The 15,883-nt window shown below is 60.6% G+C and carries 15 protein-coding genes; 4 read left to right on the plus strand and 11 right to left on the minus strand.

Translation table 11 applies throughout. The annotated features are described in order from the left end of the window. Positions 1-149 precede the first annotated feature (149 nt). From AC0L3O_RS19655 to AC0L3O_RS19665, 3 genes are all read right to left on the minus strand, one after another. A complete protein-coding gene (locus AC0L3O_RS19655) occupies positions 150-2,300 on the minus strand; it encodes a GDSL-type esterase/lipase family protein (RefSeq protein ID WP_287345896.1) in 2,151 nt (716 codons plus the stop codon). Beyond that, positions 2,284-2,685: a hypothetical protein gene (locus AC0L3O_RS19660; protein ID WP_473616341.1), complete on the minus strand. Its 402-nt coding sequence runs from the start codon at positions 2,683-2,685 to the stop codon at positions 2,284-2,286. The genes AC0L3O_RS19655 and AC0L3O_RS19660 overlap by 17 nt, the downstream gene beginning before the upstream one ends. Positions 2,686-3,220: 535 nt before the next feature. Beyond that, positions 3,221-3,859, minus strand: a complete 639-nt coding sequence (locus tag AC0L3O_RS19665) for a hypothetical protein (RefSeq protein WP_128167800.1) — start codon at positions 3,857-3,859, stop codon at positions 3,221-3,223. A gap of 54 nt (positions 3,860-3,913) precedes the next feature. Between AC0L3O_RS19665 and AC0L3O_RS19670 the strand changes: the two genes are divergently transcribed. Then, positions 3,914-4,888 (plus strand): hypothetical protein, encoded by a 975-nt coding sequence (locus AC0L3O_RS19670; RefSeq protein WP_128167799.1) that lies wholly within the window; start codon positions 3,914-3,916, stop codon positions 4,886-4,888. Between the two features lie 142 nt (positions 4,889-5,030). Beyond that, the gene (locus AC0L3O_RS19675; protein ID WP_473616343.1) at positions 5,031-6,422 is read left to right on the plus strand and encodes an SGNH/GDSL hydrolase family protein; all 1,392 of its coding nucleotides are present in this window, start codon (positions 5,031-5,033) and stop codon (positions 6,420-6,422) included. 65 nt (positions 6,423-6,487) lie between these two features. Here AC0L3O_RS19675 and AC0L3O_RS19680 read toward each other — a convergent pair whose 3' ends face one another. Then, on the minus strand, positions 6,488-7,528 hold the full coding sequence (locus tag AC0L3O_RS19680) for an EscU/YscU/HrcU family type III secretion system export apparatus switch protein (RefSeq protein ID WP_473616344.1): 1,041 nt from the start codon (positions 7,526-7,528) through the stop codon (positions 6,488-6,490). An 84-nt stretch (positions 7,529-7,612) separates the two neighbouring features. Between AC0L3O_RS19680 and AC0L3O_RS19685 the strand changes: the two genes are divergently transcribed. After that, complete coding sequence (locus AC0L3O_RS19685) at positions 7,613-8,416, plus strand: tetratricopeptide repeat protein (RefSeq protein WP_473616346.1); 804 nt, start codon at positions 7,613-7,615, stop codon at positions 8,414-8,416. A 239-nt stretch (positions 8,417-8,655) separates the two neighbouring features. On the opposite strand, the gene AC0L3O_RS19690 is transcribed toward AC0L3O_RS19685, so the two are convergent. From AC0L3O_RS19690 to AC0L3O_RS19720, 7 genes are all read right to left on the minus strand, one after another. Beyond that, positions 8,656-9,105 (minus strand): hypothetical protein, encoded by a 450-nt coding sequence (locus AC0L3O_RS19690; protein WP_128245319.1) that lies wholly within the window; start codon positions 9,103-9,105, stop codon positions 8,656-8,658. A gap of 13 nt (positions 9,106-9,118) precedes the next feature. Continuing rightward, positions 9,119-10,468, minus strand: coding sequence for a type II and III secretion system protein family protein (locus AC0L3O_RS19695; protein ID WP_473616347.1), 1,350 nt, complete (start codon positions 10,466-10,468; stop codon positions 9,119-9,121). A 57-nt stretch (positions 10,469-10,525) separates the two neighbouring features. Next, positions 10,526-12,688, minus strand: coding sequence for a type III secretion system export apparatus subunit SctV (sctV, locus tag AC0L3O_RS19700; protein ID WP_473616348.1), 2,163 nt, complete (start codon positions 12,686-12,688; stop codon positions 10,526-10,528). Then, positions 12,685-12,996, minus strand: coding sequence for a tetratricopeptide repeat protein (locus AC0L3O_RS19705; protein ID WP_473616350.1), 312 nt, complete (start codon positions 12,994-12,996; stop codon positions 12,685-12,687). The genes sctV and AC0L3O_RS19705 overlap by 4 nt, the downstream gene beginning before the upstream one ends. 23 nt (positions 12,997-13,019) lie before the next feature. Next, entirely contained in the window at positions 13,020-13,454 is a 435-nt protein-coding gene (locus AC0L3O_RS19710) for a hypothetical protein (protein WP_287258403.1), read from the minus strand. Continuing rightward, a complete protein-coding gene (locus AC0L3O_RS19715; protein WP_473616351.1) occupies positions 13,451-14,440 on the minus strand; it encodes a SctD/MshK family protein in 990 nt (329 codons plus the stop codon). The genes AC0L3O_RS19710 and AC0L3O_RS19715 overlap by 4 nt, the downstream gene beginning before the upstream one ends. Positions 14,441-14,559: 119 nt before the next feature. Further along, complete coding sequence (locus AC0L3O_RS19720) at positions 14,560-14,739, minus strand: hypothetical protein (protein ID WP_023799517.1); 180 nt, start codon at positions 14,737-14,739, stop codon at positions 14,560-14,562. Between the two features lie 214 nt (positions 14,740-14,953). On the opposite strand from AC0L3O_RS19720, the gene AC0L3O_RS19725 reads away from it, so the two are divergent. After that, positions 14,954-15,814, plus strand: a complete 861-nt coding sequence (locus AC0L3O_RS19725) for a MurR/RpiR family transcriptional regulator (RefSeq protein ID WP_473616352.1) — start codon at positions 14,954-14,956, stop codon at positions 15,812-15,814. Positions 15,815-15,883: the final 69 nt, after the last annotated feature.

Genomic DNA, 15,883 nt, shown 5'->3' on the forward strand with positions numbered 1-15,883 from the left:
CGTAAAGTGTGCAGCGGTTTTGCGATAACGACATGCATAAAAACAACAACCTAAAGCGCGTCGCATGAGGCCCGGCCAAACGCGACGCGCTTTAGCCAACGACGAAGGGCAATTTGCGCGAAGAGACCGCATGTCAGCGAGATGCCGCTCTATACGAAGAGAAAATCGCTGTTCGAGACGCTTGCGACGAGGACACCGTTTAGTGAAAGCGTGTCACTGTCGGAGAAGACGACCAGCGTGTCGCTCCCGACCTGCCGGAGTTCGCTATATCTTTGGTATCCTGAAATCTCCAGGAGATCATCGCCGGAAAGGTCGAAGTCGGTGATGGTGTCGTGGCCATGGCCGGCGGCGAAGACGAAGCTGTCGTTTCCCGTTCCGCCGGTGAGGATATCGGTGCCAAGACCACCGACGAGCCGGTCCGACCCGCCTCGGCCCTCCAGCCGATCTGCGCCGCCAAGGCCTTCGAGCGTGTTCGCTGCGCCGTTGCCCACCATGGTGTTGGCGAGTTCGTTGCCTTTTCCCGCCAGATTGGCAGCCGACCTCAGGAAGAGGTTTTCGACGTTGTCGGCCAGGGTCCAGTTTATATAAGCATGCGTCTCGTCGAAGCCGCCATTGTTCTCTTCGATGGTTTTGTCACCGGCATTGTCGACATGGAAGACGTCATCACCCGCGCCGCCGACAAGCGTGTCGGCGCCCGCTTTTCCGTTCAAGATATCGCTGCCGCCCATTCCATAAATGACGTCCCCACCGGGACCGCCGGTAAGCGTATTGTTGCCGTCGTTGCCTACGATTGACCGCGGCGGCGGCTCGTCGAGTGGATCGATCCAGACGAAATCCGAACTGCTCAAGGAGACGCTGGTCACGCCTTTGAGGAGAACAGTGTCGCTGTCGGAGAAGACGACCAGCGTGTCGCTCCCGACCTGCCGGAGTTCGCTATATCTTTGGTAGCCTGAAATCTCCAGGAGATCATCGCCGGAAAGGTCGAAGTCGGTGACGGTGTCGTGGCCATGGCCGGCGGCGAAGACGAAGCTGTCGTTTCCCGTTCCACCGATGAGGATATCGGCGCCAAGACCACCGACGAGCCGGTCCGACCCGCCGCGGCCCTCCAGCCGATCGTCGCCGCCGAGGCCTTCGAGCGTGTTCGCTGCGCCGTTGCCGACCATGGTGTTGGCGAGCCCGTTGCCTTTTGCCGCGAGATTGGCAGCCGACCTCAGGAAGAGGTTTTCGACGTTGTCGGCCAGGGTCCAGTTTGTATAAGCATGCGATTCGTCGACGCCGCCATTGGTCGCCTCGATGGTTTTGTCTCCGGCATTATCGACATAGTAGACGTCGTTACCCGTGCCGCCGACAAGCGTGTCGGCGCCGACCCCGCCGATGAGTTGGTCGGAGCCGCCGCGGCCCTCCAGCAAATCATCGCCAGCCAGCCCATCCAGCACATTGGCTCCCTCGTTTCCGCCGAGTTGGTCGGCAAAGGAAGAGCCAGTAAGATTTTCGATGCTGGTGAAGGTGTCGCGGTCGCTTCCGATACCGGTCCCGTCCAGGCCGAAATGTTGTTCCAGTGCGGCCATCCAATGTGAGGAGATTTTTGCATAGCCCCCGGCAGTCGGATGCAGCCCGCTGTCAAGCGGCGGCGCGGTGATGTCATCTGGTGTCAGATCACGCATGTCGACAAAGGCGATCTTGTGCCCCTGGGCGGCCAGTTCAGAGATCAGACCGGGCATTGCATCATTATACGCATCGACACGGTCTGCACGCGCTTGCGACTGTTGGCCGACGCGAACGGGAGGCAAGGAACCGACGAAGACGGTCAAGGCGGGATCGCTGGAGGTCAGGCTGAGCAAAAGACTGCGCAGATCCTGCAACATCGTTGGCACGCTATCGGTCGAGCTGTCATTTGTTCCGGCAATCAGCAGCACGGCATCCGGTTTCGTAGCGGCCACAACATCGTTGTCGATGCCGTTCAGTTGATTGAGCGTCCAGTTGCGGTGACCCTCGTGATCCCGATCGCCCATGCTGGCGGGTCCGTTGGACGAGGAACCGACGAAGTCGATCTTCACATTGAGTGCCGCCAACTGTTCCAGCATGAACTTCCGATACCCGCCGCTTTCGGTATCGGAAGAGCTCGCGATCACTCCATAGGTAATGGAATCGCCCAGCGGCAGTATCGACAGCAACTTGTAAGCATGGCCGGAAGCCAAATCGGCGATGACTCCACGGGGCGAAGCGCCGTAATTGACTGCGTCCGAACCGGCACCGCCGATGAAAGCGTCCGGACGGCTGCTGTCATAGAACACCGTCATAGTATTTTCTCCCCCTGGCAAAGCTGCTCACGGGCATGACCGCCTGGGCCGCAGCAGAAAGGCTCGAGATCGTCATGGCTGGTCGGCCGGTCGAAGTCGTAAGCAAGGAACCGCGGTGTCTGCCCGAACCAGCTGTTGGTGCCGCCGACCAGGCCGATCGTGTAATTCCACGATCTGCCGGCGTCCTTGTCCCGGATATTGCTGTTTGCGCGGCGTTCGAGCTGCCGATCATCCGTGTTGTGGCGTCCCATTCGAGGGCGAGAACACGACCTTTCCTCCGTCCGACGAACTGGTGCAAGAAAAAGGCTGAATCGAAACCAACGCCGATCGCGACGACACCATGGTGCTCGTCGGCAACCTGTTTGGCCCGGGTGTCGAGTACCATTGTCCATGGCCTCTTAAGCCACTGACCCTACACCTGACGCCGATGCGATCGGTTTTCTGCAGGTCAGCGAGACAAATTCAATGTTGCATCGCACTCTTAGGCACTGCAACATAATATTTGCCACTACTTTGGGTAGATTGGCAACATTTTTTTGAGCCTGCAATACCCTGGCTCGACACCGGGCACGGTGACGCGGGCGGCGATCGCTGTTGCTATTGTTGTACCAAATTGCGACAGGTCGGCAATTTAACGCGGGCATTTAGTCGGTAATTGGCACAAATTGTGCGCGCGCATTGAGCCAGAGACATCTTGAACTTTCGTCGTTGCCTGTGCGTTTAGGTTGTAGTACGCATCCTGTTGCAGTGCAGCAATATCCGGCGGCAACGTGCGGTTGCGTGAGGGCTCATCCCGTCCCCCGGAAGGTGAGCACCGAAAACCGAACAGGTGAGGCGAAAATTCCGGAAGACGGGAGAAGCATGGGATGAGCATCGGAGCGGGCAGCGCCCGGCGTTGGCCGTCAGTCGGCATCGACCGTTCACCCGTTGAGCGTTATGTCCTTGCAGCCTTTCTTTTTTTCCCGGTCCTGTGCGGGGTCGTTCCGATCCTGTTGTACGAGAAGGCGGCATCCCGCGTGGCGTGGCACGATCCTGCCCTCGCCATGGTCAGCGCCATCGGGTTGGCTCTGCTTTGCTGCCTTTTTGCATTCGTGCGCTATCCCGCCGAGGCGCGGGCTGCGCGCATCATCGTCGTCGGACTGTCGATAACGCTGGGGCTCTTCAGCTTCGGGCTTGGAGACGAACTCGGCATTGCCGACGCAGCTCGCGCCGACGCGTTGGGCAATGTACTCGTCTATTCTCGCCTGATCGCGCTTGTGGCGGCGCTTTTTTCGATCCTGCGGCCATCCTTCGCCATTTTCCCGATGGTCTATTTCGCCTTCCACAAGAACGTCACGCGGGCAGTTTCCGATGCTGCGGAACTGGGCCGCAACGACTATGCGCCCTTGATTGAGGTCGGTCTCTTCCTGGCCTGTGGCCTGTTGGCCCTTGGCCTGCTGCAGAGTTTGAGCCGGCTGAAGCTCTTCACCAGGAACCTGCCCAGCGTTGGCGAACTCGGAACCAGGGAGTTCGCGGCCCAGGCTGCCGGCATACTGCTGCTGGCTGGGATCGGCGCCCATTTTGGCAACTACTTCATATCCGGGATGGCCAAGGTCACGCTTGACGGAGGGCCGTTGAGCTGGATCCTCGAGAACCCGACCAGTTCCATCATGCTGGCCGGGTACGGGTTGGGCGCGGCCCCGCTGGGCTTTTCCGAATCGCTGCTCGCTCATGCTTATGAAGCGGTCAGGGCGGTCCAGGTTCCGATGAATGTCGTTATCCTTGCTGCGCAGCTTCTATGCTTTCTCGCTTTTTTGCGCAGGCGGTGGCTCATCGGGCTGACCGCGTTCTTCGATATCATGCATATCGGGATCTTCCTTCTGAGCGGCGCCCTTTTTCTGCACTGGATCATCTTGAACAGTCTGATCGTCGCGGCTCTGACGAGAATGAAGGAAAGTTCGTTTTCCACGACTGCCATCGTAACCGGGATTGTTGTCACCATATTCGGCGACGCGGTCTTTTATAACGCGCGGCTCGGCTGGTACGATTCAAGGCAAATCCGGCAAGCACATTTCGAGGCGCTGACGAAAGAAGGTGACTGGGTGCGGGTCGCACCGAGCTTTTTCCGCGACGCTTCCTATCTGCTCTATGCCCGTCACTTCGGCTATCAGGAATATCGTCGTGAATCCGGCCACGTTCCGACCTCAGCCTGGGGCCAGATCGGGATCAGGAAGGTGCAGCCAAAGTCGTCGGAAATTGCCTCGTCCAACTACGAGATCATGAAGCTTACGAACGAGTGCGCCTATCCAGTCGAACAGCCGATCACGCCGCCTGACTACGATGCGGCCCGCCCGGCGCCGTTTATTCTTGGCCAGCACAATCGCGCCGTGAACCTGGCGAGCTCGGCTGTTGCGGTCGGTTATAACTTCTATCCACACCATCATTATTCCATGCCGTTCCTGCACCGCGCTTTTGAGGCGCTGGAGCCTCGCGACATCGTGGCGTATCGATACCTGGTCGATACCGTCTGCCTCGATGTCGCGGATGGCAAGGTCGTGCGGCGGGTCATGACCCAGACATTGGGCCCCAGGATCGATGTCCGCCAGTGAATCCGGCGAGGGCGCAGCGGACGTTCAGCACGCGAGTTGACTATAAGGCAGCACCAGTTTCCACGCTCGCAAATCCTTGCTCCTGACGCTGGTCCAAAATTGCCACGGAAGTCGAATTTCATTCCCTAGGCAGCCCGTCATAATGAGCCCGGCGGCGGCATTACCAGCATGTCTCGAGGAGGAGATAAAAATGCGGCTCAACAGGCCTTTGGTTTTCACGGATAAGGTTTCATCGGAGCTTTCTACCGCCGCAGGGAGGAAACGGCGTCGACGTCAGATCATCCTGATATGTGCAGCTGCGGCGGCCGGTTCCGCGATTGCAGGTTTTTCGGCACAAGGCGCCGAAAAGGCAGCCTGGATCACCACTTGGGCTGCCACACCTGCTCCGCGCTGGTCGGATGATCTTCCTGCGCCTTTCGGAGTGCCGGAGGTATTGGAGAACCAGACCGTCCGCCAGGTCGCCCGCATCAGCGTTGGCGGCAATAGCGTGCGGGTCGTGCTGTCGAATGCTTTCGGCGAAAAGCCGCTGACCATCGGTGCCGGCAGCGTCGCAATAGCAGGCAAGGGCGGCAACGTCGATCAGGCGACCTTGAAGCCTCTGACCTGGGGCGGCAATAGTTCTGTGGTCGTTCCGCCGGGAGCTCCGATCCTCAGCGACCCCATCGCTCTCTCGGCAGAAGCGCTTTCCGAAATCTCGGTCAGCATTTTCCTGCCGAAGAAGACGGCGTTGTCGTCGGTGCATTGGGATGGCGTGCAAACCGCCTACATCTCCGGCCCGGGCAATTTCACAAACGAGGCTGCGTTCAAGGCTGACAGCACACTCCAATCGCGCCTGTTTCTGAGCGACATATGGGTTGACGCCGTGCCGGAATCCGAGGCGATCGTGTTTTTCGGGGATTCCATCACGGATGGGAATTGCTCGACCCCTGACGCCAATAATCGCTGGCCGGACCATATCGCCAAGCGATTGCAGGAGGCCAACCGCACGGTCGCGGTGGTCAACGAAGCCTTTTCGGGCAATCGCGTGTTGACCGACGGCATGGGTGTCAATGCCTTGGGACGTTTCGATTCTGATATACTGAGCCATCCCAAAGTCTCGACCGTCGTCCTTATGATGGGCATCAACGATATCGGCTGGCCCGGCGAAAATGCAATCACGCCGGACGACAAGGAACCGACGGCGCAAGACATCATCACCGGATACAAACAACTCATCGATCGCGCGCACGCCCATGGCATACGCATTGTCGGCGCGACGTTGACCCCCTTCGCCGAAACCTTCAAAGGACTTCCCACCGAGGGTTACTACACGCCCGAGAAAGAAAAGATTCGCGTCGCGGTGAACGAATGGATCCGCACCGGCGGCGGCTTCGATGGCGTGGTCGACTTCGACAAGGTGATGGAAGACCCGGCCAAGCCGGGGTATCTGCGCGACGACTACGACTGCGGCGATAACCTCCATCCCAACGACGCGGGATACAAGGCAATGGCAGACGCGGTCGATCTCGACGTCCTGTTGGGTTCAGCCAAGTAGTCGGCTGTCGCTGCTGACCTTGCCGCGCTGCTCAGGCATTGCGGCAAGGTCGGTTCGCGCATGGCTCAAGTGAGCCCGAGCCGGACAAGATGGCGTACGACCGGTGGGAACATCTCCTGGCCGATGTAAGCTCCGGTGTTCGTATTTTCGAAGAGTGGGCCGGCGACGGCCGCATCCTCGATCACCGGAATACCTGCCTGGCGTGCTTGAGCCGTCATCTCGTCAGCCGCTCGGCCCTGGCCCTTGCCGACGACCGTCGGCACCGGCGTTTCACCCCTGACGTAACGCAATGCCACTGAGCGGTCACCGGACACGAAAACGATGACCGCGTTTTTCACGCCCAGCTTCGCCGGTTGCATCACGGCCTCACGCCGCTGTCGCTGCTGTTCATGTCGAATCAACGGATCGCCTTCGAGGTCCTTGTTTTCGCGCTTGTATTCGGTTGTCGTCATGCGCATGTCGCGCAGGAACAGCCAGCGCTGAATAGGAACATCGATCACGCCGATGACGACAAAGGCCAGGGCGGCGGCAATTCCAAGCGGTGTCAGCACCGCTTCGATAATTGGCTCCAGGCATGACGGAGCGCATCCCGGTGCATCGAAGAGCGGCTGCAGCCACGCGATCAAAAGGAATGCGAACAGGCCGGCCAGCAACACCACCTTGGCCAGGCCTTTGGTGAACTCGACGACGTTGCGCAGCGACAGGATCTTCTGAAGACCCTTCGCCGGGTTTATGTGATCGAATTGCGGCTTGAGCGGCTCAAACGAGAAGACCGGCCCGAACGTTCCCAGCATGCCGAAGACCACGGCGAGAACGACAACGATTCCGACCAGCGGCAAGGTGGCAAGCATCAGCAATGACAACGAATGGCGGATAGCCTGCAGGCTGACTTCAACGAACGAATCGCCGGGGGTGGTCACGGTCTGCACGAGTTCCGAAAGGTGCCCGAACAGCATCGGCCAGGCGAAATAAAGACAGCCAAGCGCTGCGAAAAGCGTGAAGCCGGAGGCCAGGTCGCGGCTCTGCGAAACCTGGCCTTTGCGGCGAGCGTCGCGAAGCTTCTTGTCGGACGCCGGTAGTTTCTTTTCCTCAGCTTCTTCGGCCATGTTGCAATCTTATCGCACTGTTGTGGTTCCAGTCGGCCAGGGCCATGTGTAAGGTGCGGCGGGCTTGAATACGGAGAGGTGGATATGCGGCTGCACGTCGTGTTCTTGCCCGTCGTCGCCATGCTGGCGGTGACCGGTTGTCAGACGACCAAAACCGACACCGAGCAGGCAAAGGCACAGGGCCCGTCGTCGCAATCGGAGCGTCTGATCAAGCTTGCGGACGATATCCATGCGCAGGGAGACAGTGGCACCGCAATCGCGCTCTACCAGCGCGCGGCAGCGATGCCGGATGCCAAGCCGAGCGCCTTCGTCAAGGCGGGCGAGGCCTATATGCGAGCGGGCTATCCCGCCGAGGCGGCTAGAGCCTATCAGGCCGCGCTGGCAAAAGCGCCCAATGACGGAGGGGCAATGCTCGGGCTTGGCTCGGCGATGATGGAAACGGGCGATATCGATGCCGGCATGCGCGCGCTCGCGCAGGCCGCGCCGCTGGTCAACACCAGCAGCGCCTATATCAGGCTGGGCGTGGCGCAGACATTCGCCGGCCAGTCGGCGGAGGCGCAGACCACTTTTGCTCAGGCGTTGAAACTTGCGCCGGGGGATCTCGACGTCGAGAGCAACATGGCGTTGGCCGCGGCGCTCGAAGGCAATTCCGCCACAGCACTCCCGCTGGTCCAGAAGATCTCCGCCGCACCCAATGCGCAGTTGCATCACAAGCGCAACGTCGTGGTGGTCTACGGACTTCTTGGCCAGGCCGATCAGGTCAGGGCCTCGCCGCCGATCGGCCTGGCGACCAAGGAGGTGAATACCTTGCTTGCGCGTGCCAGAACCATCCGGTCGAAGGGCAGCACACAGGCAAGGGCGAAAGCGCTCGGCTCTATCCTCGGCTAGAGCAATTCCAGGAAAAGTGTGAAACGATTTTCCCGGGAAAAGCGCATAGCGCTTTCCCTTGGGAATTGCGCAAAAACAAGGAGATAGAGCGGTTCGGCGTTTCCGTGAAACGATGAACCGCTCTAGCGCATCGGTCCGGAAAGCGCAAAGCCAAGTCGGGTCGAGCCCGACGCGCAAACAACCGGACAAACTAATGCATGTCGCGCAAACGCGACGCGCTTTTGCAACGCCGCATCGGCTCACTCGACTGGCAGCGTTGTTTGCGGCGTCGGCGGCCCGCTGTTGGCTCCACCGATCGGCGCCTCTTCGCCATTGAGGTAGCGCCGCGCGGCATTTGCCGTCGGCGCGGCAGCCGCCGCCCCCATGCGCCGGCCCTCGACGAGGTCCCGCTGGCTTTCGGCCATGCGTTGAAGATTGTAGGCGTTGGCGCAGCCGGGCGGCAGGTGGGAGCCGACGCCGGTGACGATCGTCAGATTGGTCGCAGCGGCAGAACGGTCGTCATCGACCGGTTGGTTCAGACATGCATTGGGAGCAAGGATGGAGCCGCCGACGCCCTTCTGCGAGCCGCCGGTGTCGGTCGAAACATAGCTGTAGCCGGGAGAATATTCCTGCGGCTGCTGCCGGCCGTTCGCGCAGCCGACCAGAAGCAGCACCGGAAGAACAGAGCACAATGCGATGCGAAATGTCATGTCCGGTTCCCCGCTACTTGATGATCAGGCCCATCGCCGATGCGTCATTGGCGCGCTTCCTGTGGCGCTTGGCCGCCGGACGATCGAGCGGCGTGGCGAGGCTGTCGCGCACCGGCTCGACCAGATAGGGCGTGATCAGGATCACCAGTTCCGTCTCTTCGCGCTGGAAGCGCTGTGACTGAAAAAGCGGGCCAAGCACTGGCACATCGCCGAGGACCGGAAACTTTTCCAGATTACGCGAGGTCCGCTGCTGGAAAAGACCGGCGATCGCAAAGGTCTGGCCGCTCGCCACTTCGACCGTGGTGTCAGCCCTGCGCACGACGAAACTCGGCATGGCAAAGCCATTGGCGCTGACTGAGCCTGCTTCCGACAAGGAACTGACTTCCGGCTGAACATGGAGCGCAATGCGATCGCGGCCGATCAGCGTAGGGGTGAACCCGAGGGAAACGCCGAACGACTTGTATTGAACGGTAACGACGTCCGTTCCTTGCGGAATCGGAACCGGGATTTCGCCGCCGGCAAGAAAGCTCGCGGTCTGACCGGTCATCGCTGTCAGGTTCGGTTCGGCCAGTATCTTGACAACGCCGTTGCGTTGCAGCGCTTCGATGAGAATGTCGAAGTTGAGGCCCTGCGCCTGGTCCATGCTCAAACCAAGATTGCCGGTGCCGGAGGGCACGCCATTGTCCTGGAACATGTTGAACTCAAAACCGCCGCTCCTGTATCCGACAGACCAGTCGACGCCGTAGGACTGCAGCTCAGTGCGCGAGACTTCGGCGAAACGGACCCGGATATTGACCTGCTGCGACCCCTGCACGGTCATGTTGTTCAGCGGCGGCTGTTCCGGCGGCGAGAACGTGCGGGCGATATTGTCGACATCCGTTGCCTCCTCGACGCCTTGTGCCTCGCCGGTCGCAACAATGCGGGTCCCGAAAATCGAGAGATTTGTCGCCGAGTTCGGCTGCATTGCGTCTTTCGCTTCGTTGGCAGGCGTGACGTCGGGGGTGACGCGGAACTGGGCCGTTGCCTCGACCCGCTCATCGGCCGTGATTGCAATGAGGTTGGTCAGGCCGGGTTTTAGGCCGAAGACATAGACCATCCCCGGCGACACGACCTGAAGGTCCGCGATCGTGGTGTCGGCGATCAGGACGGATTCGACGGGTTCATTGAAGCGCAGCAGGCGTCCTTGCCCGACCGGCAGGTCGACCGTTGGCCGGCTCGGCAATGGCGACACATCCTGTGCCATAGCGTCGGTATATGTGAACAAAAACGCCAGCAAGACGGCAACCGTCGCGATAGCGAGCCAGCGCATCCGCCCGGCGAAAGTGGCGGATCGAACGCCTGCTGCGGTATCGTGAATTGTCATGCCGTTCCCCTCTTGAGCATGTAGTCCCCCCAATTGTCCCAATCCGCCCGGCTGGCATCATGAGGCTGCCTCTTGTCCGGCTTTCGCCTCAGCCGATGGCAGCGACCGAGAGACGTTGCGTGCCACGCCCGAGCGGCCGGATATCGTGGCCAATGGCTGGACGTTGAATTCCTGTGCGATTTCCCCGAAGGAAAGGACCGGAAGTTCGATGGCATTGTGCGTGAGCAGGCTTCGCATATGACGGCGTACATCCATCGCCGCGAGGACGACGGGTGAGACATCGGTGGCGTTCTGCGACAAGGCTCGTTCGATTTCGGCGATCAATGCCTGTGCATCGTCATCCGAAAGGTTCAAGAACGTGCCGGTCGATGTGCTTTGCACCGCGTTTCGCAGGATATCCTCGGCCGAGCGCTGCAGAACATAGGCTGCGATGATGTTGTTACGGCCAGCGAAGCGGAAGCTGATCTGGCGTTTCAAGGACGTGCGGATATATTCCGTAAGCAGAACGACGTCCTGTTCGCGTTGACCCCATTCGATCAGCGCTTCGAGGATCAGGCGCAGGTTGCGGATCGGCACGTTTTCGCCGACAAGTCGCCGAAGCACCTCGGCGATTTTCTGCAGCGGCACGATCTCCTGCACCTGTCTGACCAGATCCGCATAGTCCGGCTCCATGTCCGACAGCAGCCTGCGGGTCTCCTGGATCCCGACGAAATGGCCGGCATAGAGCCGAAGTGCATTTCCGGTCCATCTGGCCGCTGTTTGCGCCGGCGTGGAGAAGACGAATCCGGCTTCCTTCAACGCCGAAAGGTGGCGATCGTCGACCCACATGAATTTGCGCTGGCCGGCAATCGGAGAACCCTTTTCGTAAGTCACATCGAGCAGATCGAGATGCGTTGGGTCCGCTTCGACAAGAACGCGGCCGGCGGGGATTTCGGCATCCAGGATGGGTGCGCCCTCCAGATCGATGCGCATGCTTCTCGCTGAAAGCTTCTCGTCGACCTGCAGGCCGACAGCCGGAACGTCGACACCGAGATCGCCGAAAAGCTCGCGGCGCACGCCATCAGCAAGCGTGGCGAATTCGGGTTCCGGGACCGAGCGTCCGAGTTCGGTTCCGAAACGTACGACGATGCGGGATGAAGAAGGCAGTGCTGCGACGGGCGTTGAAGAAAGCGATGCCGGTTTTCCAGCTTGTTCGGCCATGGCGGTCTGGCCGAGGTCGTTGAATTCCGCTTCCCCCGCGGTGCGGCGATTGATGGCATAGGCGCCCGCGCCGAAGCAGGCACCAAGGATCAGGAACACAATGGACGGAAAGCCTGGCACTACGGCAAGGCCGACCATGATCACCGCGGCGAGTGCGAGCGCACGGGGGTCGCGTAGTAGCTGGCTGGTAATTTGCTTGCCAAGGTCGCTCGTGCCGTCCGAACCGCCGACGCGCGTCACCATCGTGCCGGCGGCCACGGCGACAAGCAGTGCCGGTATCTGCGCGATCAACCCGTCACCCACCGTGAGCAGTGAATAGGTCACGGCGGCGTCGCCCAGCGACATATCGTGCTGCAGCGTCCCGATCGCGAAACCACCGATCAGGTTGACCAGAATGATGACGATGCCGGCGATGACGTCGCCTTTGACGAATTTCATGGCGCCATCCATCGCGCCGAACAACTGGCTCTCACGCTCAAGCTGCTGGCGCAGCCTGCGTGCCTCCGCCTGATCGATGTCTCCGTTGCGCAACTCCGCATCGATGCTCATCTGCTTGCCGGGCAGCGCATCGAGCGTGAAGCGCGCGGCAACTTCGGCAACGCGTTCCGCACCCCGCGCAACCACGATGAACTGCGCAACGGTGATGATCAGGAAGATGACGAGGCCCACGGCAATACTGCCGCCGACGACGAAACTACCGAAGGCCGAAACGATCTCGCCTGCGTCGGCCTGGAGCAGGATCAGTCGCGTGGTCGTGATCGTGATCGCCAGCCGGAACAAGGTGGCGATGAGGATGACCGATGGCAGCGACGAGAACTGGAGCGGATGAGAAACGTAAAACGAAGCCAGCAGGATGAGCACGCTGACGGCGATATTGGCGGTGATGAGAATGTCGACGAGGAAGGTCGGCAATGGAATCAGCATCATCACCACTGCAACGAGCATCAGGATGGCGATGACCAGATCGCTGCGGCGTGACAGCTTGGCAAGAAAGTCCAGAAGGCGTTCCGATACCGTCATTCGGCGGCTCGATGCGACAGGAAGCTCCGCAAGGCATTGTGCGCCTCGGCCTTGCGGCCGGCCACAAGCAATGCTCGGCTCTTCAGCAACGCCAGCGTCGGGTGGTCCATTTCCTCCAGCGTCTCCAGCCTGGCTATGGTGGCAAGCGCCTTGTCCGCTTCGCCATCGAGTATGAGCAGATGCGCCAGCGTGCGCAGAACGCCGGCATTTCCCGGCGACAGCTGCGCCGCGATTAGCAGGTAGGCCGCGCCCCGCTTTGCCTGCCCGTGACACCCATAGAGATAACCCAGGACATGCAGCAGATGCACTGTTTCATGCGGATCAGTCAGGTTTAGATTCCTTCCTGTATCCGGGCAAGCAGATCGCGATGACGCTCGATTTCATCCTCCATCAGCGTTCTGGCAAGTGTCTTGAGTGGCTCGCCTCCCTCAAGGCCGGCAACCAGATGCGTTACAAAATGCTGGAGAATGGGTACCGAGCGACGCAGGATTGCAGGCTCGGGAATACCAGGCATGACGAAGTTGATGAGCGCCTCGTCGAGCGATTCGCTATTCGTGCCCCGAGAGGACTGGAATTCCGCGGTTCCTGGCTTTTCCGTACCAGCGGCCGATGTCGTCCCCTGGGCCCGGCTTGCGGCCTTGTCGACGCCGTTCATCCGCCGACGGTTGATTGCCTGACCACGCACGCCTTCCGCCTGCCGCACCTCGCGGCCAGTTGTATCCATCCTTGCCGTATCGAATCGCGGCCCTTCAAGCCGGCGGTTCACGGATATTTCAGCGCGACCGTGGCGCCGCCCTTCGTCAGGAGAAGTTCCGTCTCGCCAATGCGCTTGACGGTCCAGCCGTCATTGGTGAATGCGCCCTCATGATAGCGCGCGCCGTCGGTGGCGATGACATAGGGCCGCTCGCCATACCAGATCGCCTGCAGCCTCAGGCGCGGAGCCTGCTCGGCGTTGCCGATCATGACATTGGAGGCGAGGGAGATGTGCGCGCCGAACGCCTGGTCGAACCAGGATTGCGTTTCGGCCCAGGCAGCATTCTTGTCATTGGCGATCATGCCCGAAACCACGAGCCGTCCAGGTGATTGCTGAACGGTCAATGTGCTGATGCCGGATTGCTCGAGGCGCAGCTTGAGCTGGCGTTCCGCGTCGGCGGCGCTGGGGGCTTGTGTCGGCGATGGATCGTCCAGAACACTCTGCCCGGCCTCGCCAGCGAAGGCCAACGTGATCGGTTTATCGACTTGAGCGGATGACTTTTTGCCAATGTCGGGCTCGGCGAAGGAGAACCCATTGGCGGCGACGGAAACAGCGAAGACAGCAAAGAGAACGCTGCCCGCAACCAGCAGGGGGCGATTGGAAACAGACCAGCGATTCGGCGGGCGTTCCGGGTTGACCAGCCGGATATGGGCATCGCCGAGGCTTATCGACAGCGGCAGCTTGCAGCGGCGGCCCTGGCCTTCACGGATGACTTCGCCGGTGGCGAGCGTGACATCGCCGCCGACGGCTTCGATTTCAATCTGGCTGCCCTTGCGCCGCAACCTTGCGTGGACCGGCGCGATGCCGGCGTCCCTAAGGACTATTTCGGACTCCGTGCTGGAGCCGACCGTATACAGAGGCTCGACCAGACTAAGTTGGGCGCCCGCGTGAAATCCCTGCGTTACGCTGAGCGCAACGGAATGTCGCGATGCCGGGGTTCGGCCGATAGCCCAATCTTTGCCGTTAGCCCAATCTTTGCCGTTAGAATGAGCGGTCATGCCACTTCATCTCCCGCTGATGACAATTCAGACGCAGCCTGGCAACGGCATCGAAACGTTCGTGCCGTGGACGTGCGCCGCCGGGTGCTTGCGGCGGCGCATGGTTCGAGAATCCCGCCTTAGGCCTTTTCGGCCGACTGGCCGAGCGTCCTCGCGGTGCTCATCAGCATGTCATGTTGGGACTTCGCGATCTCTTTTGTGATCTCGAGGCTAAACATGCGCTCCTGATGCTTGATCATCTTGTCCAGGTTCTGTTCCGGCGACCCGGCAGCGCCGGACGTAATGGGAGGGGTAGCCATCGTTGTCTCCTTGAGGGACCATTCAAGTTACAAACTCCGGAATCACGTCGACGCGATCCGACAGGTTGCGAAAGCAGCTTAAGGCAGCGTGATCGAAAATGAAAGTCCACTTGGAATATATGAACCAGTTCGGTTCCAACTGTTGCATTGCCACCATTGGAGGAGTAACCTGCCATCGGGGTAAATGGGGTATGGCAGAATGGAACAAGGTCCTTTGGCGGAGCTGTTGGTCGAACGGTTCGAGAATATGCCGCCGCAGCTGCGGGTCGCCGCGCGTTTCGTGCTGGACCATCCTAAGGATGTCGCACTGATGTCGATGCGCGAGCAGGCGCATCAGGCCGGCGTTTCGCACAGCACGATGATGCGGTTGGCGCGATGGCTTGGCCTTGAAGGCTATGAGGATATGCGCAGCCTTTATGCGCGCGCGCTGCGTGAGACAGGCGCCGGTGAGCCGGTGCGACGGGGTGCCGACCAGGGTGGCGTTCCCGGATATTCGACTGCAGGGGTTGTCGCCGACACGCTCGCGGCGCAGGTTTCAAGTCTGGGTGAGTACGGCAATGCCTCGCAATTCATCGCCGCCGCAGACCTCCTTGCACGATCACGCAATCTGTTTGGTCTCGGCGCGCGCTCCGGTTATCCGGTCGCCAGCCACTTCGTTCACATCATGTCGTTTCTGGCTGGCGGCGACCGCAAGGTGACGCTTGTCGGCGAGATGGGCGGACATGGTCTGGATGCCTTGCAGGGCGCGGGACGCGGCGACGTGCTCCTTGCTGTGGGCATGTCGCCTTATGAACGAACGACGATCGACGTGGCGCGCCAGTCGGCCAGGCAGGGTGTCGGCGTGGTGGCAATCACCGACAGCAGCGTGTCGCCGCTGGCCCGGATCGCGCGGGAGACCATCATCGTTACGGCAAATTCGCAGTCGTTCTTTCGCAGCATGGCGCCGGCGTTCGCCGCCGTCGAGATTCTGGCGGCACTGACGGCTGTGCAGTCTGAAGTGAATGCTGCCGAACGAGTAAGACAGTCGGAAGAGCAACTCGCTGCTTTCGGCATTTATTGGAAGCCGCCCCGGTAAGCTTCTGGGGCTTCCACTGTCGGGCGCGGGGGCGTTGACGGCAGGCAGACTGCCTGAACCAGGACTGGA

Source organism: Mesorhizobium sp. WSM4810 (assembly GCF_055811235.1).

Excerpts from the sequence above, each read along its gene's own strand:
- AC0L3O_RS19695 (WP_473616347.1), bottom strand. The coding sequence starts at position 10,468 with ATGACAATTCACGATACCGCAGCAGGCGTTCGATCCGCCACTTTCGCC.
- AC0L3O_RS19665 (WP_128167800.1), bottom strand. The coding sequence starts at position 3,859 with ATGGGCGCCGATCCCAGCCAGCAGCAGTATGCCGGCAGCCTGGGCCGC.
- AC0L3O_RS19655 (WP_287345896.1), bottom strand. The coding sequence starts at position 2,300 with ATGACGGTGTTCTATGACAGCAGCCGTCCGGACGCTTTCATCGGCGGT.
- AC0L3O_RS19715 (WP_473616351.1), bottom strand. The coding sequence starts at position 14,440 with ATGACCGCTCATTCTAACGGCAAAGATTGGGCTAACGGCAAAGATTGG.
- AC0L3O_RS19720 (WP_023799517.1), bottom strand. The coding sequence starts at position 14,739 with ATGGCTACCCCTCCCATTACGTCCGGCGCTGCCGGGTCGCCGGAACAG.
- AC0L3O_RS19685 (WP_473616346.1), top strand. The coding sequence starts at position 7,613 with ATGCGGCTGCACGTCGTGTTCTTGCCCGTCGTCGCCATGCTGGCGGTG.
- AC0L3O_RS19660 (WP_473616341.1), bottom strand. The coding sequence starts at position 2,685 with ATGGTACTCGACACCCGGGCCAAACAGGTTGCCGACGAGCACCATGGT.
- AC0L3O_RS19680 (WP_473616344.1), bottom strand. The coding sequence starts at position 7,528 with ATGGCCGAAGAAGCTGAGGAAAAGAAACTACCGGCGTCCGACAAGAAG.
- AC0L3O_RS19675 (WP_473616343.1), top strand. The coding sequence starts at position 5,031 with ATGAGCCCGGCGGCGGCATTACCAGCATGTCTCGAGGAGGAGATAAAA.
- sctV (WP_473616348.1), bottom strand. The coding sequence starts at position 12,688 with ATGACGGTATCGGAACGCCTTCTGGACTTTCTTGCCAAGCTGTCACGC.
- AC0L3O_RS19690 (WP_128245319.1), bottom strand. The coding sequence starts at position 9,105 with ATGACATTTCGCATCGCATTGTGCTCTGTTCTTCCGGTGCTGCTTCTG.